The sequence below is a fragment of the Desulfocucumis palustris genome (assembly GCF_002933875.1).
Classification (GTDB): Bacteria; Bacillota; Desulfotomaculia; order Desulfotomaculales; family Desulfocucumaceae; genus Desulfocucumis; species Desulfocucumis palustris.
This window is the reverse complement of the sequence record NZ_BFAV01000157.1, coordinates 94,730-119,159: the sequence shown is the minus strand read 5'-3', so window position 1 is coordinate 119,159 and position 24,430 is coordinate 94,730. Positions and strand designations below refer to the sequence as shown.

General features: G+C 52.3%; 27 protein-coding genes. 23 read left to right on the top strand and 4 right to left on the bottom strand.

Annotated elements, in window-relative coordinates; genetic code table 11:
* Positions 1–30 precede the first annotated feature (30 nt).
* The 11 genes from DCCM_RS15345 (at position 31) to DCCM_RS15295 (ending at position 9,511) form a co-directional block, all read left to right on the top strand.
* Positions 31–1,179: an iron-containing alcohol dehydrogenase gene (locus tag DCCM_RS15345; RefSeq protein ID WP_104373262.1), complete on the top strand. Its 1,149-nt coding sequence runs from the start codon at positions 31–33 to the stop codon at positions 1,177–1,179.
* A 12-nt stretch (positions 1,180–1,191) separates the two neighbouring features.
* Complete coding sequence (locus DCCM_RS15340) at positions 1,192–2,895, top strand: GAF domain-containing sensor histidine kinase (protein ID WP_231702795.1); 1,704 nt, start codon at positions 1,192–1,194, stop codon at positions 2,893–2,895.
* Between the two features lie 159 nt (positions 2,896–3,054).
* Complete coding sequence (locus tag DCCM_RS15335) at positions 3,055–4,566, top strand: sigma-54-dependent transcriptional regulator (RefSeq protein WP_231702813.1); 1,512 nt, start codon at positions 3,055–3,057, stop codon at positions 4,564–4,566.
* A gap of 301 nt (positions 4,567–4,867) precedes the next feature.
* Positions 4,868–5,107, top strand: a complete 240-nt coding sequence (locus tag DCCM_RS15330; protein ID WP_104373260.1) for a MoaD/ThiS family protein — start codon at positions 4,868–4,870, stop codon at positions 5,105–5,107.
* A gap of 60 nt (positions 5,108–5,167) precedes the next feature.
* The gene (locus tag DCCM_RS15325) at positions 5,168–5,521 is read left to right on the top strand and encodes a winged helix-turn-helix domain-containing protein (RefSeq protein WP_104373259.1); all 354 of its coding nucleotides are present in this window, start codon (positions 5,168–5,170) and stop codon (positions 5,519–5,521) included.
* Between the two features lie 130 nt (positions 5,522–5,651).
* Positions 5,652–6,350, top strand: a complete 699-nt coding sequence (locus tag DCCM_RS15320) for an ABC transporter permease (RefSeq protein WP_104373258.1) — start codon at positions 5,652–5,654, stop codon at positions 6,348–6,350.
* 116 nt (positions 6,351–6,466) lie between these two features.
* Entirely contained in the window at positions 6,467–7,447 is a 981-nt protein-coding gene (moaA, locus tag DCCM_RS15315) for a GTP 3',8-cyclase MoaA (protein WP_104373257.1), read from the top strand.
* 7 nt (positions 7,448–7,454) lie between these two features.
* A complete protein-coding gene (gene moaC / locus DCCM_RS15310; protein ID WP_104373256.1) occupies positions 7,455–7,958 on the top strand; it encodes a cyclic pyranopterin monophosphate synthase MoaC in 504 nt (167 codons plus the stop codon).
* Positions 7,946–8,380, top strand: a complete 435-nt coding sequence (locus tag DCCM_RS15305) for an MOSC domain-containing protein (RefSeq protein ID WP_104373255.1) — start codon at positions 7,946–7,948, stop codon at positions 8,378–8,380. The genes moaC and DCCM_RS15305 overlap by 13 nt, the downstream gene beginning before the upstream one ends.
* A gap of 21 nt (positions 8,381–8,401) precedes the next feature.
* Positions 8,402–9,148 carry a HesA/MoeB/ThiF family protein gene (locus DCCM_RS15300; RefSeq protein ID WP_104373254.1) on the top strand — a complete coding sequence of 249 codons (747 nt, stop codon included), beginning with the start codon at positions 8,402–8,404 and terminating at the stop codon, positions 9,146–9,148.
* Between the two features lie 72 nt (positions 9,149–9,220).
* Positions 9,221–9,511, top strand: coding sequence for a MoaD/ThiS family protein (locus DCCM_RS15295; protein ID WP_231702794.1), 291 nt, complete (start codon positions 9,221–9,223; stop codon positions 9,509–9,511).
* A gap of 608 nt (positions 9,512–10,119) precedes the next feature.
* Here DCCM_RS15295 and holA read toward each other — a convergent pair.
* The 3 genes from holA to rpsT all read right to left on the bottom strand — a co-directional run bounded on the left by holA (position 10,120) and on the right by rpsT (position 11,880).
* On the bottom strand, positions 10,120–11,220 hold the full coding sequence (gene holA / locus DCCM_RS15285; RefSeq protein WP_104373252.1) for a DNA polymerase III subunit delta: 1,101 nt from the start codon (positions 11,218–11,220) through the stop codon (positions 10,120–10,122).
* On the bottom strand, positions 11,217–11,525 hold the full coding sequence (locus DCCM_RS15280) for an MTH1187 family thiamine-binding protein (protein ID WP_104373251.1): 309 nt from the start codon (positions 11,523–11,525) through the stop codon (positions 11,217–11,219). The genes holA and DCCM_RS15280 overlap by 4 nt, the downstream gene beginning before the upstream one ends.
* Before the next feature lie 85 nt (positions 11,526–11,610).
* Positions 11,611–11,880, bottom strand: a complete 270-nt coding sequence (gene rpsT / locus DCCM_RS15275; RefSeq protein WP_104373250.1) for a 30S ribosomal protein S20 — start codon at positions 11,878–11,880, stop codon at positions 11,611–11,613.
* Positions 11,881–12,003: 123 nt separating this feature from the next.
* Here rpsT and DCCM_RS15270 point away from each other — a divergent pair, with 123 nt between their 5' ends.
* The 5 genes from DCCM_RS15270 (at position 12,004) to DCCM_RS15250 (ending at position 16,790) form a co-directional block, all read left to right on the top strand.
* Positions 12,004–12,342: a phage holin family protein gene (locus tag DCCM_RS15270; protein WP_104373249.1), complete on the top strand. Its 339-nt coding sequence runs from the start codon at positions 12,004–12,006 to the stop codon at positions 12,340–12,342.
* Positions 12,343–12,522: 180 nt separating this feature from the next.
* Positions 12,523–12,768, top strand: a complete 246-nt coding sequence (locus tag DCCM_RS15265; RefSeq protein ID WP_104373248.1) for a type II toxin-antitoxin system Phd/YefM family antitoxin — start codon at positions 12,523–12,525, stop codon at positions 12,766–12,768.
* Positions 12,768–13,028: a Txe/YoeB family addiction module toxin gene (locus DCCM_RS15260; RefSeq protein ID WP_104373247.1), complete on the top strand. Its 261-nt coding sequence runs from the start codon at positions 12,768–12,770 to the stop codon at positions 13,026–13,028. The genes DCCM_RS15265 and DCCM_RS15260 overlap by 1 nt, the downstream gene beginning before the upstream one ends.
* A gap of 466 nt (positions 13,029–13,494) precedes the next feature.
* Entirely contained in the window at positions 13,495–14,157 is a 663-nt protein-coding gene (locus DCCM_RS15255; protein ID WP_104373246.1) for a cysteine hydrolase family protein, read from the top strand.
* 149 nt (positions 14,158–14,306) lie between these two features.
* A complete protein-coding gene (locus DCCM_RS15250) occupies positions 14,307–16,790 on the top strand; it encodes a RecQ family ATP-dependent DNA helicase (protein ID WP_104373245.1) in 2,484 nt (827 codons plus the stop codon).
* A gap of 57 nt (positions 16,791–16,847) precedes the next feature.
* Here DCCM_RS15250 and DCCM_RS15245 read toward each other — a convergent pair whose 3' ends face one another.
* The gene (locus DCCM_RS15245) at positions 16,848–17,441 is read right to left on the bottom strand and encodes a TetR/AcrR family transcriptional regulator (protein ID WP_165792193.1); all 594 of its coding nucleotides are present in this window, start codon (positions 17,439–17,441) and stop codon (positions 16,848–16,850) included.
* Positions 17,442–17,725: 284 nt separating this feature from the next.
* Between DCCM_RS15245 and DCCM_RS15240 the strand changes: the two genes are divergently transcribed.
* From DCCM_RS15240 to DCCM_RS15210, 7 genes are all read left to right on the top strand, one after another.
* Positions 17,726–18,511 (top strand): enoyl-CoA hydratase/isomerase family protein, encoded by a 786-nt coding sequence (locus tag DCCM_RS15240; protein WP_104373243.1) that lies wholly within the window; start codon positions 17,726–17,728, stop codon positions 18,509–18,511.
* Positions 18,512–18,527: 16 nt separating this feature from the next.
* The gene (locus DCCM_RS15235) at positions 18,528–20,078 is read left to right on the top strand and encodes an acyl-CoA carboxylase subunit beta (protein WP_104373242.1); all 1,551 of its coding nucleotides are present in this window, start codon (positions 18,528–18,530) and stop codon (positions 20,076–20,078) included.
* A 15-nt stretch (positions 20,079–20,093) separates the two neighbouring features.
* On the top strand, positions 20,094–21,452 hold the full coding sequence (locus DCCM_RS15230; protein ID WP_104373241.1) for an acyclic terpene utilization AtuA family protein: 1,359 nt from the start codon (positions 20,094–20,096) through the stop codon (positions 21,450–21,452).
* A gap of 19 nt (positions 21,453–21,471) precedes the next feature.
* On the top strand, positions 21,472–21,795 hold the full coding sequence (locus DCCM_RS15225; protein ID WP_104373240.1) for an AtuA-related protein: 324 nt from the start codon (positions 21,472–21,474) through the stop codon (positions 21,793–21,795).
* A 133-nt stretch (positions 21,796–21,928) separates the two neighbouring features.
* Positions 21,929–22,141, top strand: a complete 213-nt coding sequence (locus DCCM_RS15220) for an acyl-CoA carboxylase biotin carboxyl carrier protein subunit (RefSeq protein WP_104373239.1) — start codon at positions 21,929–21,931, stop codon at positions 22,139–22,141.
* A gap of 9 nt (positions 22,142–22,150) precedes the next feature.
* Complete coding sequence (locus tag DCCM_RS15215) at positions 22,151–23,530, top strand: acetyl-CoA carboxylase biotin carboxylase subunit (RefSeq protein ID WP_104373398.1); 1,380 nt, start codon at positions 22,151–22,153, stop codon at positions 23,528–23,530.
* 20 nt (positions 23,531–23,550) lie between these two features.
* The gene (locus tag DCCM_RS15210) at positions 23,551–24,414 is read left to right on the top strand and encodes a flavodoxin family protein (RefSeq protein ID WP_104373238.1); all 864 of its coding nucleotides are present in this window, start codon (positions 23,551–23,553) and stop codon (positions 24,412–24,414) included.
* The last annotated feature ends 16 nt before the right edge of the window (positions 24,415–24,430 follow it).

Sequence of the window (24,430 nt, the reverse complement as noted above, 5' to 3'; positions counted from 1 at the left end):
TCGCAGTATATATGGAGGAATAAAAGCAACGTGAATATAAGCAAATTTGTGGCCCCGGAAATAATATGGGGGCTTGGTTCCCTGAATCAGGTGGGAGAGAGCGCGGTGCGCCTGGGGGTAACCAAGATTTTCGTGGTCACCGACGAGGGTGTGCTGAATAGCGGCTGGGTGGAAAAGGCTCTCAGTTTTTTAAAAATGGCTAAAATTGAATACAGGGTCTGGAACAGTCTGACCACCAACCCCAAATGTATGGAGGTTGCCCGGGCCGCCACGGAATATATGGCTTCCGGCTGTGACGGACTGCTGGCGGTGGGGGGCGGCAGCCCCATAGACGTGGCCAAGGCAATAGCCATACTGGCCACCAACGGGGGCGAAATCGCCGACTATGAAGGGATTAACAAGGTAACCAAACCCCTGCCGCCCATGGTGATAGTTCCCACCACCGCGGGATCAGGCTCGGAGGTTTCCCAGTTTACAATAATCGTTAATAAAAAAAGAAAAGCCAAGATGGTAATAGTATCCAAATCCCTGGTGCCGGACATAGCTATTGTGGACCCCACGGTGCTTCAGACCAAAAATCCCCGTCTTACAGCCGGCACCGGTATTGACGCCTTAAGCCACGCCATAGAGTCCTATGTTTCCCTGGCAGCCACCGAGTTAACTGATGTACAGGCTTTAAACGCCATCAGGATCATCGCCAACAATCTCAGGGAATCCGTGGCTTGCAGCACCAACCTTGACGCCAAGGCCGCCATGTCCATGGCCAGTCTGCAGGCCGGACTGGCTTTTTCCAATGCGATACTGGGCGTTACCCACGCCATGACCCACCAGATAGACGCCCTGCTGGATCTGTTCCATGGGGAAACCAACGGTATTTTACTTCCCCATGTAATGGAATACAACAGCATAGCCTGCGCGGATAAATACGCCCGGGTGGCTGAAGCCTTCGGGGTGAATGTCACGGGCCTAAGCAAATGGGAGGCGGCGGACCGGGCTATAGCCGAGGTAAGGCGCCTGGTAAAGGATATCGGACTGCCCGAGAGCCTTTCCGCGGTGGGCCTGAGCGATGACATTATTCCCAGGTTGAGTGAAAACGCCTTGATGGACACCTGTCTTATCACCAATCCCAGGGACTGCGGCCAGGAGGATATCGCGGGCATTTACCGGCGCGCCCTGTAGGCCGTAAGCAGTTTGGCGATTCGGGATTTAGGGGGGATATTTATTTTTAACAACAAGCAAAAACTTATAGAAAACCTGACCGGGGTGGATTCCTCCAAGCTGAATTATTACCTGGAGTTGAAAAAGCAGAACAAACAGATGGAGCTGCAGAACAACAGCCTGGAAATACTCCACCAGCTGGCCAAGGACATAAATATAGACATGTCCCTGGGCGACATAATAAAAAGGGTGTATCAAAAATTGCCCCTGGTTATAAATTGTGATTTTATGGCCCTGGCGCTGCTTAAGGGCGACGACCTGAAAATCACGGCCACCGTTCCCCGGGCCGAATGCATGGATAATAATGTTCCCCGGACGTCGCTTTTCTGGCGTACCGTGGAAACCAGGGAGAGCGGGTACTACCATCTTCCCGAATACGAAAAGCTTTTTGACTGCGGCATGGTTAGGGATTTGCAGTTGATCGCCGTGGCCTTGATTCCCCTGATTGTGAGGGGCAAAGCCATCGGGGTGCTGATGCTGGGCAGTAAAGCCAGGGATGTTTACGATGAAAGCCAGTCTTTCTTTATTCAGCAGCTGGCGGCTCAACTGGCCATATACGTTGAAAACGCCAAGCTTTACGAGGAGGTTCTGCGCAGCAAGAACGAGTGGGAAAAGACCTTCTGGTCGGTGACCGATCCCATTTTCATGTTTGACCTGGGGTACAACATTATCCGCTCCAACGAGAGAATGCGCCCGCTGAACGAGAACCCCGGCGAGGAAAGCTGGCGGAACAAAAAATGCTACGAGCTGTTGTGGAACCGACAGACAAAGTGTGATGTCTGCTTCATGGACGAGGCGGTTGAAACCCGGAATCCGGTATACAGGAAATTGCAGCTATCCTCCGGCCAGGTTTTTGATGTTTCCTACTACCCCGTATACAATACCAATTCCGATGTTTACGCCGTGATACACCATATTAAGGATATAACTGAAAAGGCCAGGATGGAGGAACAGCTTTCGCAGTCCGGAAAACTGGCTGCCATAGGGGAAATGGCCGCCGGAGTGGCCCATGAGCTGAACAGCCCCATGACGGTAATTATCGGCAACGCCCAAATGCTGCTGCGGGACATGGAAGAGAGCGACCCTTCTTACGATTTGTTGAAGGATATTGTAAACTGCGGGCTCAGGTGTAAAAAGATTATTCAGAACCTTCTAATCTTTTCCCGCCAGGAAGAGAGGCCCATGGGGCCCACCGACCTCAACGAGGTGGTGGAGAGGGTTTTAAGTCTTATTCATTACCAGATAAACAGGAACAGCGTGGATATAAAAATTAACCTGGCCCCTGATTTGCCGAAGATAAAAGCCAACGGCCACCAACTGGACCAGGTGCTCCTGAATCTGCTGTTAAACGCCAGGGACGCCCTGGATAAAAAGGAAGGCGAAAAGGTTATAGAAATAAGCACCGGGGTGGTATCGGACGGCGAGGCCGGCCGGAGCCTGGTGCTGGCGGTTAAAGACAACGGTGAGGGGATCAAACCGGACAGGGCGGCTAAAATATTCAACCCCTTTTATACCAGCAAGGAGACCACAAAGGGCACCGGACTGGGTTTAAGCGTCAGCCTGGGCATTGCCCAGGCCCACGGCGGGACAATCAATGTGGAAAGCAGCCCGGGAGAAGGAAGTGTGTTTTCACTGGTTTTACCCCTGTGCGACCATATGAAAATGCTTAACAAATAATTCCGGTGCCGATGGAACCCTGTCTTCGGCTAACTTTTGAGCCCCGGGCGGGGGCCTACGGGTTTTGTTTAGGCAAACCCGGGCAAATGTGTTTTGCATCAGTCTCTTAGGAGGGGTATTTTGAACGACCAGAGCTATGTATTGGTTATCGACGACGAGATGGAAGTGGGGACTTTTTTCCGCCGCTTGCTGGAGCGCAAGGGCTACCGGGTAAAGGTCGCCGCCAGTGGCGCGGAGGCCGTCCGGGCGCTGGACGAGCAGCAGTACCAGGTGGCCATGGTGGATTTGAAATTGCCGGATGCCAACGGGCTGAGCCTGCTGCAGGAAATTAAAAACCGCCAGCCCGGCTGTGAAGTTATTATCATGACCGGCTACAGCACCACCAAAACCGCTGTAAAGGCCATTCAGCTGGGGGCGTTTGACTATATAGACAAACCTTTTGAGGATATAGCTGAAGTGGAGGATTTAATAGACAAAGCCTGCGACTACGGGAAAAGCCTTCAGCATGGCGCCGGAACACAGCCGGAATGGTTCAATACAGCCGCTAAGGCCGGCTTTCTGGTGGGCGGCACCGCAAAAATGTTCAAGATGGTATCCATTGCGGATAAGATAGCCAAAAAAAATATCAACGTTTTGATACAGGGGGAAACCGGCACCGGCAAAGAGGTGCTGGCCAGGTTTATACATGCGGCCAGCAACCGTTCCGACATGCTGTTTATACCGGTCAACTGCGGCGCCTTTCCTGAAAATCTCCTGGAAAGCGAATTGTTCGGACACGAGAAGGGAGCTTTTACCGGAGCTTCCAGCCAGCGCAGGGGGATATTCGAGCTTGCTGACCGGGGCACGCTGTTTCTGGATGAAATAGGCGAGGCCAGCCTGTCCATTCAGGTAAAACTGTTACGGGTACTGGAGACAGGCGAATTCTTACGGGTGGGCGGGGAAAAAACCATACACACCGATGTAAGAATTGTTGCGGCCACCAACATAGACCTGGAGCAGGCGGTTAGGGACAAACTGTTCAGGGAGGATCTGTTTTACCGTCTGGATGTGGTGCGCTTTGAACTCCCCCCTTTAAGGGAACGGCGGGAGGATATACCGCTGCTGGTAAAACATTTTTTAAAGCGCAACTCCGAATTTGCGGACAAAGAGCCACCCCAGGTTTCCGGGGAGACCATGCGTTTACTCATGGAATACTCCTGGCCGGGAAACATAAGGGAACTGGCAAATACCATCGACCAGGCGGTGGCCCTGTGTGACGGCCCGGTGATATTGCCAAATCATTTGTCCGATAAAATTATGAATTCGCTGTTTCCTCAAAATAACTGGCAGACCGCGGACATAAACGCGGCCGATAATGTTCCGGCCAATACTATTAACGGGCAGCTGCAGAATCTTTTGGACCACAGGGAAGGGCTGGTAAGTATGAGTCCCGAGGAACTGCTGATAGCCCACCGGCTGGTCCGGGCCATCGACTCGGCCATAGGCGAGGCCATAGACACCAGAAAACTGCCGCGCCCGGAGCCGCCCGCCCTGCAGGAGGTGGAGGCCAGGGCCATCAGGGACGCCCTCTCGTATCACCGGGGTAACGTAACCTCCGCTTCCAGGTCACTGGGTATAGGAAGAAACACTCTATATAGAAAAATGAAAGAATATAATATAGACTTGAACTAGGAGAGTGTTGAAACTTTCGTCCGGCAGCCCCACAGCCGTGTTGCGGGCAATGTTGCAAGGCATGACAAAACTTTTTGCCGGCAGTATCCTTTTGGCACGACTGTTCCGTTTAAGGACAGAAAAAGTATTATAATTTTTCTCCCCGGCGGTTAATATTAAATTGTTTTTTGAAATCAGGGGCAAGAATACGCCGGGCTCCCCGGGAAGCATAAATAAAAGCCTTATTTATGGCATATTCATTGCAATTCATATACCACATTACAAAAGTATTAATTGACGGTGTTTTTCCGGAGGTGACGGGATGAGGCTGGAAGTCAGGGTATTCAGCGGTCTGGAGAAATTTGTCGACGGGGTAACCTTTGGCCAGGCCTTTGAGATGGAATTGCCTGAGGGCGCCAATGGCAGGGACCTTTTAGAGCTGCTGGGCATACCGGAAAACCAGGTGTTCAGTATTCTGGCCAATGGAAAACATTTCTCCCTTGGCGACAAGTTCGGCCCGGGCGACCGGGTGGCGCTGTTTCCCCCCGTGGGAGGGGGCTAAACAGGTAAGGGAAGGAAGGTTTCCGAATATTGTTAAAGCGGACAAATTGGAGTTGGTTGCATGACAGACAATAATTCGCTGCCTAAATTTAACCTGGGTTTTAAAGTATGGCTGGAAAAGGGCGGCCTGTCCTTCGGGGACGGCCTGTTTGATCTTCTGTCGGGTGTGTCCAGGCTGGGTTCAATCGCTAGGGCGGCAGCTGATTTAAAGATGTCTTACAGGGCGGCCTGGGGAAAGATTAAAGAGGCGGAACGTCAATGGAATATTACACTGGTACGGACCCATGTGGGTGGCGAAACCGGAGGGGGCGCGATATTGACTCCCGAGGGCGAGGAACTGCTGGTAAGGTATCGCCTGTTTCGCAGCAAGGCTGAAGATACCGCCAGAGAATTGTTTGCCGGTGTGTTTGACTAAAGGGAATCTTTCTTCAGGTGTCCCCATATATAAGACGGGGGGCATTCCTCCGGGCAATAGTTAAAAAAGAAGGGAATATGCCGGCATAAAAAGGTGTGTCCCCTTAAATTAGACGGGGTTTTACTTCGACATGGAATTGATCTGGCATGGCCTGCTCAAGGCTTTGGAACTATTGTTGCACATGGACAGGGAAGTATTCGGCATTACTTTTTTAACCCTCAAGGTTTCAGGATTAGCTACGCTGATCAGCGTGGCCATCGGAGTTCCCCTGGGAGTTTTTCTGGCCATTGCTGTTTTTCCCGGGCGCAATGTGGCGGTTAGCCTGGTAAACTTTGGTATGGGGTTGCCGCCTGTGGTGGTGGGGCTGTGGGTTTCAATTTTTTTATGGAGATCAGGCCCGCTGGGGTTTCTAAATATGATGTACACCCCCGCAGCCATCATACTTGCCCAGGCCATAATAGCCTCACCTATTGTGACCGGTTTTACCATAGCGGCCATCGGACAGCTTAATCCCAAAATCAGGCTGCAAATAATGGCCCTGGGGGCATCCCGGCTGCAGTTTCTCCGGTTGCTGCTGAGGGAGGCCAGAATGGGACTGCTGGCGGCCATTATCGCAGGTTTTGGCGGGGTTGTTTCGGAAGTAGGGGCTTCCATGATGGTGGGGGGGAATATTTATCACTACACCAGGGTACTTACAACCGCCACCGTGATGGAAGTTTCTAAGGGTAATTTTGATCTGGCCATTGCCATAAGCATTATATTAATGCTGCTGGCTTATGTGGTAACCTTTTCACTTACCATGCTCCAGCAAAGGGGTAGAAATTTATAATTTTAGCCTTCTTCTCGCCCCTTTTTTGCATGTAATCGATATTCAACTGCTCAACCGGTTTGATGAAATTATACTGTACAAGCCCTCCGGAAAAGGATAAGAGGAGGTAATAAACATTGAAGGATATTTGCCAGAGGGAGATCAACTATCTCCGCATATCAGTAACGGATCGCTGTAATTTACGATGCACTTACTGCATGCCCCGGGAAGGAGTCAAACCTATCCCCCACCAGGAGATACTGCGTAACGAGGAAATTGGCCAGATAGTAAAGGCCGGGGCGCTGGTGGGCATAAACAAAATCAGGTTGACCGGGGGAGAGCCCCTGGTGCGGAAAGGGCTGCAGGATTTAATAGGGCTTATTCACGAAACCCCCGGAATTGACGATATAGCCCTGACCACCAACGGAATTCTGCTTCCCGGAATGGCCGCCCAATTAAAATCCGCCGGTGTCAACAGGCTTAATATCAGCCTGGATACGTTAAAGCCCCGCCGTTACGAGGAAGTTACCAGGCTCGGTAAATTTAGCCAGGCCTGGAAGGGCATCGAAACAGCCCTGGAATTGGGATTCCATCCGGTTAAATTAAACGTGGTGGCCATCAGGGGCTTTAATGACGATGAAATACTGGAGCTTACGGCACTCAGCTTTAAGTATCCCCTGCATGTCCGCTTTATCGAGGTAATGCCCATAGGCGTATCCGACGCCTGGGCCTCGTACAGGCATATACCGGTATTTGAAATAAAGGAAATAATTGAACAGGGACTGGGAAAACTTCAAGAAGTGAGAAAGCTTGTGGGAAACGGTCCGGCCCAATATTACCGCCAGGACGGAATGCAGGGCTCCGTAGGCTTTATCAGCCCTGTGAGCGATCATTTCTGCGGCCGCTGCAACAGGCTCCGCCTGACCGCCGAGGGCAAACTGAGGCCGTGCCTTTACAGCAGCAATGAAATTGATCTCAAAACACCATTGAGAAACAGCGCCGGCGAAATGGAACTGGCCAAACTTTTCGCCCAGGCCATAAAAATTAAACCCGTCCGCCACAACATTGCCGGGGGCTGGCAAGACAAGGACAGGGTGATGTCTCAAATAGGAGGATGATTTCAGGTTGAGCGAGAACCCCGTATTAACTCACTTTGACAGCCGGGGCAGGGCCCGTATGGTTGATGTAGGCGAAAAGGACATTACTTTGAGGGAAGCGGTGGCCCGGGGCAAAATAGTCATGCGGCCGGAAACCTTAAGCCTGATTGAGAGCGGCGGCATGGCCAAGGGGGATGTGCTGGGGGTTGCCAGGGTGGCGGGCATCATGGCGGCCAAGGAGACCGGCAGGCTTGTTCCCATGGCCCATCCCATCAACCTGACCGGGGTGAATGTTAATTTCAGGCTGAAGAAGCCGGACACGGTGGAAATTCAGGCGGCGGTCCGCACCGCCGGGAAGACCGGGGTGGAAATGGAAGCCCTTACCGCGGTATCGGTGGCTGCGCTCACCGTATACGACATGTGCAAGGCCGTGGACAGGGGCATGACCATTGAAAACATCCGCCTGGTTAAAAAAAGCGGCGGCAAGAGCGGACTATTTACCAGGGAGGAAGAGGAAGAATGGGAAAAATAGTGGCTGTCTGCACAAGTCCCAGAAAAGGAATGCGCAAAAAGAACGTGGGAGAGGGCATACTGGTTACCGAGCACGGTCTGGAGGGAGACGCCCATACGGGTACCTGGCACAGGCAGGTAAGCCTGCTGGCCCTGGAAAGCATTCAAAAGATGCAGAAAATGGGTCTGGACGTCAAACCGGGGGATTTTGCCGAGAACATCACCACCGAGGATATGGATCTGGTCAGCCTGCCCGTGGGCACTAAACTCCGGCTGGGCGGGCAGGCCTTGGGTCAGGTTACCCAGATCGGCAAAGAGTGTCACACCCGCTGCGCCATATATCACCAGGCCGGGGACTGTGTGATGCCCAAAGAGGGCATTTTTATCCGGGTTCTCCAGGGAGGTCCGGTTAAGGTGGGGGACCGGGTGGAAATTGTGGAATGAGCGGTTTAAAGGATTGGTAGCATGCTTACGGACAATCAGCTTAAACGATACAAAAGAAATATTTTACTGCCGGGCGTGGGGACGGAGGGCCAGGAGAAACTTTTAAAATCCCGGGTGCTGGTGGTGGGCGCCGGGGGGCTGGGGTCCCCGGCGGCGTATTATCTGGCGGCGGCCGGTGTGGGTCACATTACCCTGGCGGACAGCGACAAGGTGGATCTGTCAAACCTGCAAAGGCAAATACTGCACCGCACCGGGGATATCGGCAGGCCGAAGGTAATATCCGGCTCGGAAAAGATTTCGGCCCTGAATCCGGATATTCAGGTAAATACAATAGAAGGATTAATAACGGCGGACAATGTTGACCAGGCGGTCCGGGAACATGATCTGGTGGTGGACTGCACGGATAATTTTCCCGTTCGCTACCTTTTAAACGCTGCCTGCGTCCGCCTGGGCAAAACAATGGTTTTTGGGGGGGTTCTTTCCTTCAGCGGGCAGTTGATGACCATTATTCCCGGAGAGGGACCCTGCCTGAGGTGCCTCTACCGGGACGAGCCTTCTCCCAGTGCTCCTTCCTGCGCGGAGGTGGGGGTTTTGGGAGCTGTTGCGGGGATTATCGGAGTACTGCAATGCGCCGAGGCGGTAAAATACCTGCTGGGTTTGGGTCAACTGCTGGTGGGCAGGCTTCTTACCTACGACGCCCTCTCGGCTGCATTTTTTGAAATAGCGCTGGAAAGAGATCCTTCATGTCCCGACTGTTTCGGGGTATAATTATATTGAGGCCTTTTTAACCAACCGATTGATAATTGTTTAACAGGTGATGTGCAAAAGGGGGCAATTGTTTTGGATAACGGCGCATGCGTAGAAGTCAGGGCATTTTCCTTTATAAAGGAAATTTTTGACCGGAGAGGCTGGCCTTTTCCCATGGAGGTGCCTCTGGAACAGGAATGCACCGCCGCGGAACTGGCTGAGAAGCTGGAAATCCCCCCGGAAAAGATCGAGGCGGTTTTTGTAAACGGCATAATAAGAAAGCTGAACGAATCCGTGAAACCCGGAGACAGGGTGGCCTTCGTGCCGCCGGGCACCCCCGGCCCCTACAGGGTTATACTGGGCATTGTGGGCAAAAAGGAATAAAACTTTATATAGATTCAGTAAGCCGCCGGTTAATCCGGCGGCGATTTTTTTTATGAAGCCCTGTCTTCTGCCGGCATTTAAAGAGGGGGCTTTTTCAGGTTGGAAGGGTAACATTATCTGTTATATTTTTTCAATATGCTAAAAAGGGAAATCGTGTTAAAATAAAGAAAATTAATAATTTTACAAAAATTCCTTGAATATATTTACTTCAAGGGATTTGGCAAAAGGAGAAATCTGTTATGGATAAAAATTCCAATGACGATTGTATTGGCCATGAAACCGGCGGAAGACGAAAATTTATTAACCACTTGAGGCGTAACTTTGTGATATATATTATAACAATAATTATTTTCGCCTATATTGTTTCGATATTTGTGACTGGTGAAATAAGTATCAATAGCACGCAAATAGTAAATTTGTTGTTTTTGCTGGCAATATACGCAGGATTAATTTATGTCTTTATCGGATTATTTAAATGCTTTTTAAAACTTAGGAATAAGTAAGTTTACAAATTAAAAGCGGGAGTTTATTACTCCCGCTTTTAATTTGCGTATTATTTTCATTAAATAATGCCATGGGGGACGGCCACAGATTGACGGTTTTTGCCTTTACTTTCCTTCCGCCAATTTCCCGCCGGTAACCGTCTCTATTATAAACAACTCCATGGCCGGTAGAAAATCCTTCCTCCCGGTTTTAACTCCCGCGTCAATTTCCTGAAGAGAATGCAGCGCCCGGATCAGGAGGTTAATATCAAATCCTTTGCATTGTTGATACAGCTTTTTTGCCACGAAGGGATGAATGCCGGTGGTTGAGGCCAGCTCGCCAAAGGAGCAGCCCCGGGATAAAGCTTCCTTTACCTGCAGAAGCAGCCTGAACTGCCTTGCCACCATGGACAGAATATATTGCGGGGGCTGGCGGGCCAGCAGCAGGTCCCGGATTCCCGATACCGCCTTGTCCGGTTTTTTTTCTCCCAGGGCGTCCACCACGTTGAAAATGTTTTCTTCCAGGGGGACCGCCGTCAGGAGATTAACATCCGCCAGTTTTATTACAGGGGCTTGGCCCGCGTAATCAATTAATTTATTTATCTCCGCATGAAGGGCGGTAAGATCCTGTCCGACCCTGTCCAGCAGTGCCCCGGCTGCCGCCGGTTCCAATTTTTTGCCCGCCAGGCGGGCCTGCTTGTCCAGCCATTTACGTATATCCGCAGGCTTTAAAAGGGCAAATTCCACCGCTTTGCCGTGCTTTTCCACCGATTTATAAATCTTTTTCCTTTTATCCACCTGGTCCGGGGTGTTGAAGATAACGCAGGTGGAAGGCATGGGGGAGGCGATATAATTTATGAGCGCCTCTTCCTCTCCGGGGGTTTTGCCTCCGGGTTTATTTGTTTCTTCCTCTTCCTGCCCCGCTGTCTCCTTCGGGGCGCGGCCCTTTCCCGGAGAGGCCCGGAATACCGCCGGGCGGTCAATTATCAGGAGCCTTTTCCCGGAGAAAAAAGGCGCGGTTTCGGCCGCGGATATTATCTCGCTTATCCCGGCCTTTTCACCGTCCAGTCTGGTAAGGTTGAAATCCCGGTTGTCGCCGTCCAGCAACGCCTCACGTATTTTTTCAACCGCCAGCCTCCTGAGGTATGCCTCCGGGCCGTGAAAAAGATAGACCGGGGCAAAATTCCGGCTTTTTACAGTCTCCAGAAGATCGGTGAAATATTTCATTGCCCTGTTAATTTCCTTTCCACCGAAGCCACCTTCCCGTCCATGGTCAAAGGGCGGTCCCTGCGGTCGTCAATGCGGATTGCGGTTACCACCCTTCCGGCTCCCGCCCTAAAGGGCTGCTCGTGCATTTCCCGCACCACTTTCAGTAAAACCTCCAGGTCTCCCTCAATTATGGTACCCATGGGCGTAAGCCGGTATGATATCCCGCCGGTTTCCCGCAGGGTTTTAAGGCAGTCGGCCACATAGGCGCTCAGGCTGGTGGAAGACGTGCCCACGGGGACTATGCTCACTTCCAGAACTGCCATGATAACCTCCATTTTCAGCGGTTATTATTCGATACTCAATTATAACAAAACCACCCTGGCAAGGGTGGTTGTTTTAAATTTCATATTAGCCTGCCATGGTTTTGTTGAAGCGTCGGGTCAGGCGAGATTTTTTACGGGCAGCGGTGTTTTTGTGCAAAATACCCTTGGTCACTGCCTTGTCGATGGCCACCAGCGCGCGCTTCAGCCTGCTTTTGGCGTCTTCCTGGTTGGCGGCGGTCATGGCCTCTTCAAATCTGCGAATGGTGGTGCGCAATGCAGATTTCAGCCTGGCATTTCTTATGGTTCTTCTGCGAATAATGTCAACTCTTTTGGCCGCAGATTTAATGTTTGGCAACGTTCTCACCTCCCAACAGCCTCCATTTTAACACGGCGGTTTAAAAAATGCAAGCAATGCCAGTATAGATAAATTAATTTTTGTCAATGATTATTATTAACCAAAAAGATTGGGGGTGATTTCGTGAATTGGGTAGGCGCCATCGTAAGGTTTGTGGTTTCAGCCCTGGTACTGATCGTGGTCAGCTGGCTTTCTCCCGGTTTTGTGGTTAAAGGCGGTTTTGTCGGCGCGTTGATTGCGGCAGCGGTGATCGCTATACTGGGATATATTGCCGAAGCGTTGCTGGGCGACAGGATATCTCCTCAAAGCAGGGGTATCGTCGGCTTCATTGCGGCGGCAGTGGTTATTTACCTGGCACAGTTTATTATTCCCGGATTGCTCAGTGTAAGCCTGCTGGGAGCTTTGATCTCGGCTTTTGTTATCGGACTTATCGATGCAGTTGTTCCCACCGTGTTGCGTTAAAGCCGTAAACCGCAGTTTTAAAAAGGGCAGGCCCGTTTGCGGGGGTCTGTTCTTTTTTATGCCGGTGGTGGAATTGTTTGATACTGTAAATCGTAAAAGAAATGCGGTTGAATATTTCACCACGCTATTGTACAATATATTGTACAATAGCGTGGACGAAACTGGAAAGGTGGAATTGATTTGCTTATCAACGCTTCAGCAGCAAGGCAAAATTTCTTCCGATTAATTGAAGCTGCTGTAAAAAACCACGAACCTGTTATGGTGACATCTAAACAGGGTAATGTTGTTATTATTTCCGAGGAGGATTACAGGGCTATCCAGGAAACCATGTATCTTTTAAACGTGCCCGGAATGAGGGAATCCATAATCGAGGGGATGAGGGCTGCCCCGGAGGATTGCGTCAAGGCTGAGGAGATTGAGTGGTGATGTGGGAGATAGAGTTTACCAAACGGGCGGTAAAGGATGTTGCTCTGATAAAGCAGGCGGGATTAAAGGAGGCTGTTCTTGGACTGCTGGAAGTATTGAAAAACAATCCTTTTGAAAATCCACCGCCTTACGAGAAATTGGTTGGAGACCTCAAAGGCGCGTACTCCCGGAGGATAAACATAAAACACCGTCTTGTTTATGCGGTGGACAGGGACAGGCATTGTGTAAGGGTATTGCGGCTTTGGACGCACTATGAGTGATGGAAAGCATATCATAATCTTAGTGAACCGGGAACCTGGCAGCGGGTTCTTTTTTGTTTGCCGTGCGGCGGGGCGGGACATTCAATCCAGGTCATGCTTTTAAAGTATTGCGATAATCGAACATATGTCAATATACTTTTTTGGTGCCGGTTGTTTTCTTTTGAATATGTTGAAATAACAAGTATTGTGCCGAAGGGATCTTCTTTATATAGAGGACTTTTCTTTTTTTTATAGAAAAAATTGAAATAATTTCAGTCATATCGCATAAATAAATTGACGAGGTTCCCCAAAACTGCTTGCCATGGCTACGGAGGGCGGAATGATTATAGAACTGGGATATAAGATATTTGCTACAAAGAAGGTTAACGACAATCTAAGTATAGTTTTAATGGAGAAGCATACCAGAGCAAATCGTTATAGCCCCAATTTTCGTACACCCATAAATCCTGTATGAGGAGGATAAGTAATGAGGGCGGGAGGGTTTACAGAACAAAATGTGCTGGATATGGCCAGAAGGGGGCATGAGGAAGGGAACGCCGGTTTTGAGGTGGTAAAGGAAAACTGTGCCCTGCTGGTTATTGACATGCAGGATGAATTTGTGAAGCCACACTGGACTCCTTACTGGGTTCCGGAAGCCACCCGCCAGGTACCGCATATAAAGCGGCTTGTGGAGGTTTGCAGAAATAAAAATATACCTGTGATATTTACATCGTACGCGAAAACCCATAATAATCTCGACCGCCCCGGTTCCGGGGGATTCATGCCCAATCGTTATCCCGGCTTTAATGATCCCTCCTGGTTTAAGGACGGAACCATTTTTCAGGAACTCACTCCTTTGGATGACGAGATTATTATTCACAAACCTTCCTATGGCGCTTTTTACGATACTCCGCTGGAGACCATACTGAAAAATTTGGACAGGGACACTGTGATTATTTGCGGCACACTGACAAATTATTGTTGCGGAATGACTGCCCGCCAGGCCTATGAAAGAGGATTTAAGGTTGTCTTCGGCAGCGACATCACCTCCACCGACGATCCGTCCATGCAGGAGGCCGAATTAAAGGTTTTAAGAAGAGGATTCGCCAGGGTGTTGTCTGTAAACGATATTATTAAAAGATTGGAGTAACAATTGATGTGGTCCGCCGGTATGAGCAACGCCATGCGGGGAACCCGCTTTCCGCAACAAAAAGTTGTTTTGCCGGGAAGGGAGAAAATGCCCGGCGGAAGAAAAATATTTTGTAATGATGTTTTTGCCGACATGTGGGGGGATAAAAGGTGAATCAATACTCTTCTCTGGAAAAGGCCTTGCAGCAATATTTTAATTTCAGCAGTTTTCGCGCCGGGCAAAAAGACGTGGTGGAAAAGGTATTGGGCGGCAACAACGTGCTGGCCATAATGCCCACCGGACAGGGCAAATCTCTCTGTTACCAGCTTCCGGCCCTGCTGATGCCCGGTGTCGCTGTGGTCATTTCCCCCTTGGTGGCCCTGATGAAGGACCAGGTGGACGCCCTGCACGGCAAAAATTTGCGCCAGGCGACATTTATCAGCAGTCAACTTACCCTGGAGGAGCAGCGGCGGCGGATGGATGAGATGGGCAGGGGTAAATACAAGATTGTTTATGTTGCCCCGGAGCGGCTGAAAAGCCGCACCTTCCTGGCCCAGTTGGCCAGGATAAAGGTATCCCTTTTGACGGTTGATGAAGCCCACTGCATATCTCACTGGGGACATGATTTTCGCCCGGACTACCTGTACATACGTGAATTTCACGGCCAGCTGCCGGGCAATCCGCAGATACTGGCGCTGACCGCCACAGCCACTCCCTCGGTGCAGCAGGATATATTAAACCAGCTGGACATTCCCGACGCCTGCAGGGTGGTAAGCGGCAGCGACAGGCCAAACCTTTATTATACCGCCGGAGTGTTCGATAATGACCGGGCCAGGCTGGATAAATTACATGAGCTGCTTTCAGGCCGCAGGGAAAGCGGCCTTATCTACGTGGCCACCAGGAAGGATGCGGAGAGGCTGGCCTCCTGGCTGAGCGGCAGTTTAAAAATCGCCGCTGCTGCCTATCACGCGGGACTGGAGCCGGAGGAGAGAAGCCGGGTGCAGGAGAATTTCCTGCAGGGCGGGATAGACGTGGTGGTGGGCACAAACGCCTTCGGAATGGGCATAGACAAGCCGGACATACGTTTTGTAATACATTGCTGTTTGCCTGCCTCCCTGGAGGCCTATTATCAGGAGGTGGGACGGGCCGGCAGGGACGGGCGGCCGGCCCTGTGCGCACTGTTGTTCATCCACCGGGACAGGCAGCTGCAGGACTGGATTATTGATAATGATTCCCTGGGCAAGGAAGATATTGTGAATTTTATGCATGCCTACAGGAATTCCCAAAGGGATAACGTGTCCGTGATATCCTGCGGGGAACTGGAGCAGGGGGGGCTTGGAGAGACCAAGGTAAGGTTTCTGATAAGCATGCTGGAGAGGCTGGGGATAATTCATTTAACCGACAGGGACGGGGACAATTTATACCTGGAAGCGGGTTCCGAGCCTCCCACCGCCAGGTTGATGAATGTGGTGCTGCAGGAAGCCAGGCAGAGAACCGCGGAGAGGAAAGAAAAACTGGCGGCCATGGCCAACTGGGTGCATACCAGCGGCTGCCGCCGGGCGGCTTTGTTAAATTATTTCGGCGAGGCTGTGGGTGAGCTGAAGGAAATATGCTGCGACAACTGCCTGAACAATTCCAGCGGGAAGCTGGTGAAATCGGATTTGCCCCTGGCGGTTTTTGGCGCGGTTAAGGAATTGCCCCGGCCGGTGGGTCAAAAAAAATTGGTGGACGTGCTGCGGGGGTCAAGGGCCAAGGACATTATCGAGTGGGGTTACGACAAAATAAACTTTTACGGCAGGTTATCGGCTTTACCCGCCCCGGCTGTGCGGGGACTGGTGAACCAGCTCATTGGTGACGGGTTCCTGGGGGTGGCGGGGGATGAATATCCGGTGGTGGTGCTGACCGCTAAGGGGGAAGAAGTGCTCAATAGCGGGCAGGCGATACCCATTAGGCAGGATTACATCCTATCCGGGGGCAATGCCTCCGGGACCGCCCCGGCGGGAAATATCGACGCGGACCGGGAACTGCTGGCAGTATTGAAAGAATTCAGATCCGAGCTGGCCCGGAGAGAATCCATGCCCCCCTATGTATTCTTTCATGATCGGGTATTGCAGGAGATAGCCGCTAAAAAGCCTGTTACCCCGGCGGAGTTGCTAAACATTAAGGGCCTGGGAGAAAAAAAGGTGGCCAGGTTTGGGGAACGGATAATTGAAATGGTAAGGTCAAATGTATACGGCGCGCCTGTGGGACCGGACCAGGAGAGTTTGGAAACCCCCGCCGCCGCCCCGGATCTCCGGGCACCCGGGGAAAAACCGCCGGCAGGGGATAAAGTTGACATGGCGGATAGAATCGAATCCATTTTCCGGCAGGGATTTTCCCCGGAGGACATTGCCCTGCGGCTGGGCCGGGCGGTATCCACTGTGGAGGGCTACCTGGCCCGGCTGGTGGCCGAAGACAGGATAAAGGTGGACGAACTGGTGCCCTGGCCGGTGCGCAGCCAAATATATCTGGCCATGGAGCAGGTTGGCGTAAAAAAAATTGCGCCTGTTAAAAAATTGCTGGGGGAGGATATACCGTACAGCGCCATCCGTTATGTTCAGGCGGGTCTGTTGAAAGATGAATTTCTAAACCCTGAAAAAACGACGCAGGATTAATGTCCTCCCGACCCCCCGGCTAAAACCGGCTTTAACCGGGGGAGATTAACATTATGGTTACTGTTTCAGCATTAATGGGGCCAGCAAATAATCGGCGTAGAACTGGGCGATTTCTTCCTTGCTTAAGGGGCCTTTTTCGGAGAACCAGCGGGAGATCCAGTTGATAGCCCCCATGATCAGAAAGATCACCATTTTTTCCGGAACCGGCTTGAAAATTCCCTGCTTTATTCCTTCAACAATTATTTTTTTAATGCTTTCCTCATATAAATCCCTTTTCTTTACAATTATTTCCGCATATTCATCCTGCAATAAAAAATCCGATGCCAGGGACACGTTGATAAGGTTTAACTCCCCCACCATAATTTCCACATGCCCCTTGATTACTTCTTTTAACATCAGGTCCGGAGCCAATCCGGATTCTTTTATTTTGTCTATGCTGGCCATCAGCATGTTCATGGCCAGGTCATGACATTCAAACAGCAAATCCTGTTTGCTCTGGATGTAGTAATAAATACTGCCCTTGGTATATTTTAACTCCTTGGCTATATCCTCCACCGTGGCTTCATGGTATCCTTTCTCGCTGAACAGTCTGGCCGCGGTCCTTATTATATTCAGCTTTCTTTCCGCGGCCCGTTCCTCTCTGAAACTCAAATTAATATCCTCCTCCGGGGGTCTGTTTCCATTTAGTAATAATATATTTTTTCGCCGTGAAGTCGAATCCTGCAAGAGTAGCTAAAAATAAACTATAATTTAAAAATTGACCATTCAGTATTTATTTTCAGCCGGCCGGGGTTTAATTTTAACCGCCCGGGGAAAAAGATTTTTTTGTTCTGTTTTATACATTACAATGATTGTAGTTAAAATTATACCCAAGGGTCAAATTTTATATTAATGGTTAACCTGTTTCATTTTTTAAAGCAAAGGGGGGATGCTTTTTGGGTTACGAACAGATAGCGGTGGAGCAACGGGGCCGGATTGCCGTTATTGCTCTAAACCGGCCGGAAAAGAGAAATTCATTAAGTGAGCAAATGAGCCGGGAGCTGATAACGGCCTTAAAGGATGCGGACAGGGACGATGCCGTGGGGGCCGTTGTAATCACGGGGAAGGGCAAGGCATTTTGCGCCGGAGGCGATCTGGGCGATTTTTCCCAGATGATTTCCAAAACAGCGCCGGCCATTCACCGGGAGGGAAAGGAGTCCACAGAGCTTTTCAAAATGGGATTGCATTTAAGCAAGCCGCTAATCGCGGGGATTAACGGTCCTGCCATGGGAGGCGGCCTGGGACTGGCGGCCATGTGCCACCTGGCGGTGGCCTCGGAGAATGCGCAATTCGGCACCCCGGAAATTAAAATGGGTATTTTCCCTTTTGTGGTGTTTCCCCTTTTAATAAGGGCCGTGGGGCCCCGGAAGGCTCTGGCCATGGCTCTTACCGGGGAGACCCTGGATGCCGGACAGGCCCTTGAACTGGGCCTGGTCCACAAGGTGGCGCCCGCGGGCTCCCTGGAGGAAGAGGTGATGAGCCTGGCGGGGCAGGTGGCGGAATACAGCCCGCTGGTGCTGAGACTGGGACTCAATGCCTTTAACACGGTGATGGATATGGAGTTTAACAAGGCCATGGATTACCTGAACACCATCCGGGTGATAGATTTTATGAGCCAGGATTTAAAGGAGGGAGCCACGGCTTTTCTGGAAAAACGCCGGCCCCTGTGGAAGGGCATGTAGTACAGGAGGTAATTAAATGGATTTAAAGGAAAGAGCGGCCAGGCTGAATGAGCGGAAAGAGAAAATAATGGGCATGGGTGGCCCTGAAAAAATCGCCGGCCAGCATGCCATGAATAAACTTACCGCCAGGGAGCGCATTGATTTGCTTTTTGAGCCGGGCACCTTTGTGGAAATGGGAATACTGGCGCACCACCATTCCAGCCATCCGGGCATGAAAAACAAGGAGACTCCGGCGGACGGGGTAATTGCCGGCTATGGAAAAATAGACGGCAGGCTGGCCTGTGTGGCGGCTTACGATTATACGGTAATGGCCGGCTCCATGGGGGAGTCCGGGGAGAAAAAGGTTGGCAGGATAAGGCAGTGGGCCTTAAAGCACAGGGTGCCCATGATCTGGCTGATTGATTCCGCCGGGGCCAGAATCCAGGAGGCGGTGGGCTCCATGTTTGCCGTTTCCGGCAGTTTGTTTTTTGAGGAAGTGGTCATGTCCGGGGTGATACCCCAGGTGTGCGCCGTGATGGGTCCCGGGGCGGCGGGAACGGCTTATATTCCGGCACTGGCGGATTTTGTGCCCATGGTGAAGGACAAAAGCTTTTTGGCCCTGGGCGGGCCGCCCCTGGTAAAGGCCATGATTGGCGAGGACGTGGATGAAAATACCCTGGGGGGCTCCAAAGTGCATTGCGAGACAAGCGGTGTGGGGGATCTGGAAGTGGAAAATGATCAGGACTGCATCTCGGCGGTAAAGGAATATTTGAGTTATTTTCCCTCCCATAACCGGGAGTCGCCGCCGGCAATTGCTTCCGCCGATGATCCTGACCGTTACGTGGAAGAGCTGCTGAATATAGTTCCCGGAGACCAGCGTAAACGGTACAACATGCTCCAGGTAATTGAAAAAATTGTGGACGGAGGGCGCTTTTTCCAGCTCAAACCCGGCTGGGCCAAAAATATAATAACCTGCCTGGCCAGGATGAACGGAATGGTGGTGGGCATTCTGGCCAACCAGCCCATGGTCCAGGGAGGGGTGCTGGACATAAACGCCGCCGACAAGTCCGCCAGGTTTATCAACCTGTGTGACGCCTTCAATATTCCCCTGGTCTTTCTGATGGATGTGCCCGGCTTTATGATCGGCTCCGCCGTGGAAAAACAGGGGATTATCAGGCACGGGGCCAAGATGCTGTACGCGGTGTCCGAGGCCACCGTGCCCAAAATAACGGTGGTATTGAGAAAGGCATACGGCGCCGGTTATTACGTCATGTGCGGCAGGGCCTTCGAGCCCGACCTTATTGTGGCCTGGCCCGGCGCGGAGATTAGTGTTATGGGCCCGGAGGGGGCGGTTAATATAGTTTTCCGCAAACAGATAGAAGCGTCGCCGGACCCGAAGACCGCCAGGGAGATGATGATTGGCGAGGTAAGGAAATTAATTGATCCGGAGATAGCCGCCTCCCATGCCTATGTCGATGACATAATCGACCCGGGTGATACCCGCCGGGTGATCATCCGGGGACTGGAAATGGCTAAAAACAAAGAAATCCACAGGCCCTGGAAGAAACACGGGGTGGTTCCGGTATAGAGGGGAGGTATTTTATTGAAAAAGATACGCATAGGGGCGGGGCAGGGCTTTTGGGGAGATTCGCCCTTTCCCGCCCTGGATGTGGCGGCCCGGGGCGATGTTGGATACATAGCCTGTGACGCCCTGGCGGAACTGACCCTGGCTATTTTGCAGAAGTCCAGGCAGAAGGACCCGGCCCTGGGTTATGTCCAGGATGGGTTTTTTAGCGTGCTGCTTCCGGTCTGCAAGGAAAAGGGGATCAAAATACTGACCAATGCCGGGGGAATAAATCCCCCCGGGGCGGGCCGGATGGTTTGCGAGCTGGCCCGGGGCATGGGGCTTGGGGGGTTGAAAATCGCCGTAATCACCGGCGATGATATTCTACCCAGGGTAAAGGAGCTTAAGGATAAGGGGGTCAGCTTTGACGATATGGAATCCGGCGGCAATATAGCCGCCGTGGAAGGCCGTATTTTATTCGCCAATGCCTACCTGGGAGCCAGGGGAATGGTCCAGGCCCTGGAAATGGGCGCCGATGTGGTGATAGCGGGCCGCACCGCGGACCCGGCCCAGTTTCTGGCCCCCATGATATATGAATTCGGCTGGTCCTGGGACCACTGGGACCGTCTGGCGTCGGGGATATTCCTGGGGCATCTGATGGAGTGCTCCGCCCAGAGTACCGGGGGCAATTTCAGCGGAGACTGGTGGAATATACCCATGATGGAGAGAATGGGATACCCGGTGGCTGAGGTATACGAAAACGGCGAAGCCATACTGACCAAACCGGAGGGCACCGGCGGCAGGGTGGACCTGGAAACGGTGAAGGAGCAAATGCTCTACGAAGTGCACGATCCCGCCGCCTATATAACCCCGGATGTGGTGGTGGATTTCACCACTCCCCGGCTGGAGGCGGCCGGGCCCGACCGGGTCAGGATAACCGGTGTAAGGGGCAGGCCCCGGCCGGAGCGGTTAAAGGTTTCCATGGGTTATCACGATGGCTGGATGGGGGAGGCGACGGTCAGGTACCCGTGGCCGGACGCCCTGGCCAAAGCCCGCAGGGCGGAGGAAATAATCAGAAAACAAATGGCCATGGTGGGCTTCCAGCCAAAGGAAATGCTGGTGGAATACATAGGTTACAATTCACTGAGCGGTCCCCTGGCCTGGGGAGACGGGGCAGATTTAAACGAGGTGGGCCTGCGCCTGGCCGTGCGCACGGAAACCAAGCTGGATGCTTCCCGGCTGCCGAGGTTTGTGCCGCCCATAGCTTTAAACGGTCCCCCCGGCGCCACCGGCGGCGGAGGGATGCCCAGACCCAGGGAGCTTATCGGGCTGTGGTCGGCACTGGTGCCCCGGGAAGAGGTGGAAAAGCAGGTGCGGGTGGAGCTTATGGAAGTCTGAGGCCGGGAGGGGGGTTGAAATGTCCAAAATATTGTTGAGGGAATTGGCCCACGCCCGTTCCGGGGATAAGGGAAATACGGTGAACATAGGGCTTTTCCCCTATCGGGCGGAGCATTATGAATTATTGAAAGAGCAGGTCACCGCTGAAAGGGTGAAGGAGCATTTTGCCGGTTTGGTGGAGGGCGAGGTGGCGCGGTACGAGGTTCCCAATATCAACGCCTTTAATTTTGTGCTGCGGGGAGCGCTGAACGGAGGGGCCTCCCGCTCCCTGCGCAGCGATAATCTGGGGAAGTGCTTCGGGGCCGCTATTTTGAGGATGCAAGTGGAATTTGAGGGAAATTAGTTTGAGCTTACAGGCTGTTTCTTCCCGGCCTCCGGGGACGGGGCCTTGCAGTCTGTTGGCGGGATAAAAAGGCCGGTATTGCATAAAGGATACCGCCGGGACGGCAATTTACATAATTTTGGAGGTATGAGTGATGTTTCAGGTATTAAGCGATATCGCCGGCGTGGTTATACAGGTGTTGGTGGCTGAAGGGGACGAGGTCGCCCGGGGCAGTGAAGTGGTAATACTGGAATCCATGAAAATGGAGCACCCCATTGAATCCGGGGACCCGGGCCGGGTGGCAAAAATACTGGTGGCGGAGGGCGACTTTGTGGAAGAGGGCCAGGCTGTCCTGGAAGTGGAATAGGGTATGGGCATGTTTAAAAAAATTCTCATAGCCAACCGGGGCGAGATTGCGGTGAGGATATTGAAGGCCTGCAGGGAGCTGGGAATTCCCGCGGCAACGGTATATTCCGAGGCCGACAGGGAGGCCCTGCACGTGGTTTCATCCCCGGAAGCCCATCTCATCGGGCCTGCCCCGGCTTTAAAAAGCTACCTGAATATGGCGGAGATTATAAGGGTTGCCCGGAGCTGCGGGGCGGACGCCATACACCCCGGCTATGGTTTTCTGGCGGAAAACGCCGGTTTTGCCGGGGCCTGCGCCGGGGCGGGAATTGCCTTTATCGGACCCGGCCCGGAGGCCATAGCCCAAATGGGATTAAAGGTGCAGTCCCGCAGGCTGGCACGGGAAGCGGGGGTGCCGGTGGTGCCGGGCAGCGGCGGGGCGCTGGAAACCCTTGCGGAGGCCCGGGCACAGGCTTCCCGGCTGGGTTATCCCGTGATGCTCAAGGCCTCCGCCGGGGGCGGGGGTATCGGCCTGCAGCTGGTTTTGCGGGAAGAGAACCTGGAAAGAGCCTATAAAACCTGCCGGGAGCGGGCTGCCGCCGGTTTCGGCAACCCCGGGGTTTATCTGGAGAAATATATAGCCCGGCCAAGGCATGTTGAAATTCAGGTTTTTGCGGACAAACAGGGCAATGTAATATACCTGGGGGAGCGGGAGTGCTCTGTTCAGCGGCGCCACCAGAAGATTATGGAGGAATCCCCCAGCCCGCTGGCTGACGATGTTCTCCGGGCCAGGATGGGGGAGGACGCCGTGAGGCTGGCCGGCAGTATCGGCTACCTGGGGGCGGGGACGGTGGAGTTTCTGGTGGATGACGCCAAAAACCATTATTTTTTGGAGATGAACACCCGCCTGCAGGTGGAACATCCGGTCACCGAAACCGTCACCGGGATTGACCTGGTGATTGAGCAGATCAGGGTGGCGGCGGGCTGCCCTCTGTCAGTGAGGCAGGAGGATGTAAAGATAAAGGGGCATTCCCTGGAATGCCGCCTGTATGCCGAAGATCCCTCAAATTTCAGGCCGTCCACCGGGGTGCTGGAGGAGGCGCGCTTTCCGGCGGCGGAAAAAATTAGGGTGGACAGAGGTGTTCAAAGGGGATACAGGGTCACACCCTATTACGATTCCCTGCTGGCCAAGGTTATTTCCCGGGGCGATACCAGGGAAGAGTCGCTGGATTTGATGCGGGACGCCCTGAAAGAGATTAAAATTACCGGCGTAAAAACAAATATTGACCTGCTCATTAAAGTAATAGCCCATCCCGAGTTCAGAAAGGGCAACCTGTCAACGGATTTTATCGAAAGATTCGCCGGCTGCCTGCTTGGCCGGGCATCCTCCGGCAAGGCGGTTGGTAACTAATAAAAAGGAATTGGATAATTATGAAAAAAGTTCTAGGGCTGGTAATATCGGAAAGACGGCTGGGGAACACAGAAATACTGTTAAAAGAAATCATTAAAAACGTTCCGGACCCGTGCTCCAGGGAATTAATCCGCCTCACGGAACTAACCCTGAAATCCTGCAAGGGTTGCTACCAGTGTCTTATTCCGGGCAACAGCTGCAGCATTAACGATGATTTTTTATTCCTGCGGGAACACATTAAAGACGCCGATGCCCTGATTATTGGGCTGCCGGTTTATTTCCTGGGTCCGCACGCCTATTTTAAATTATTGATGGACCGTTTGCTTTGCGCCGGATATTTTGCCGAACACACCAGGGGAAAGCCCTGCGTGCTGGTCATTCCCTTCGGCATGCGGGGCTGGGAAGGCTATGCCAGGGCAGCCGCCCTGACCTTGCCGGCGCTTTTGAAAATGAAATTGATTGATTGCTGGCTGGTGCACGCCGCCCTGCCGGGAGAAAGCGTATTAAACGAAGTGAATGCGGGGTATGCCGGGCAACTGGGCGCAAACCTGTTCAACTCGCCGGCCGGGCAGTGGGGAAAACTGGATTGCCCGCGCTGCGGCAGTGATTTATTGCGCTTTTTGCCCGGCGGTCTGGTGGAATGCCCAATCTGCAGCGGCAGGGGCAAAATAGTGGCCCGGGACGGTGATTTGCTGCCGGATTTTACCCTGGAGCCCTCGACCCACCGTTTTTCCGAGGCCGGCCTGGAGGAGCACTTCAAAGGGTGGCTGGTTGGCATGAAAGAAAGGTTCAAGACTCAAAAAGACATCCTTAAAAAAGTTCAGCAGCCCTATAAGGAATATGACTGGTGGGTACGGCCCCCGGGGCAAAAAAATGACAAATAAATGATCAATAGTGAAT

Coding starts and splice junctions, on each gene's coding strand:
- DCCM_RS15335 (WP_231702813.1), top strand. CDS start 3,055: ATGGAAGTGGGGACTTTTTTCCGCCGCTTGCTGGAGCGCAAGGGCTAC.
- DCCM_RS15330 (WP_104373260.1), top strand. CDS start 4,868: ATGAGGCTGGAAGTCAGGGTATTCAGCGGTCTGGAGAAATTTGTCGAC.
- DCCM_RS15325 (WP_104373259.1), top strand. CDS start 5,168: ATGACAGACAATAATTCGCTGCCTAAATTTAACCTGGGTTTTAAAGTA.
- DCCM_RS15320 (WP_104373258.1), top strand. CDS start 5,652: ATGGAATTGATCTGGCATGGCCTGCTCAAGGCTTTGGAACTATTGTTG.
- DCCM_RS15305 (WP_104373255.1), top strand. CDS start 7,946: ATGGGAAAAATAGTGGCTGTCTGCACAAGTCCCAGAAAAGGAATGCGC.
- DCCM_RS15300 (WP_104373254.1), top strand. CDS start 8,402: ATGCTTACGGACAATCAGCTTAAACGATACAAAAGAAATATTTTACTG.
- holA (WP_104373252.1), bottom strand. CDS start 11,220: ATGAAATATTTCACCGATCTTCTGGAGACTGTAAAAAGCCGGAATTTT.
- DCCM_RS15280 (WP_104373251.1), bottom strand. CDS start 11,525: ATGGCAGTTCTGGAAGTGAGCATAGTCCCCGTGGGCACGTCTTCCACC.
- DCCM_RS15260 (WP_104373247.1), top strand. CDS start 12,768: ATGTGGGAGATAGAGTTTACCAAACGGGCGGTAAAGGATGTTGCTCTG.
- DCCM_RS15255 (WP_104373246.1), top strand. CDS start 13,495: ATGAGGGCGGGAGGGTTTACAGAACAAAATGTGCTGGATATGGCCAGA.
- DCCM_RS15235 (WP_104373242.1), top strand. CDS start 18,528: ATGGATTTAAAGGAAAGAGCGGCCAGGCTGAATGAGCGGAAAGAGAAA.
- DCCM_RS15225 (WP_104373240.1), top strand. CDS start 21,472: ATGTCCAAAATATTGTTGAGGGAATTGGCCCACGCCCGTTCCGGGGAT.
- DCCM_RS15220 (WP_104373239.1), top strand. CDS start 21,929: ATGTTTCAGGTATTAAGCGATATCGCCGGCGTGGTTATACAGGTGTTG.
- DCCM_RS15215 (WP_104373398.1), top strand. CDS start 22,151: ATGTTTAAAAAAATTCTCATAGCCAACCGGGGCGAGATTGCGGTGAGG.
- DCCM_RS15210 (WP_104373238.1), top strand. CDS start 23,551: ATGAAAAAAGTTCTAGGGCTGGTAATATCGGAAAGACGGCTGGGGAAC.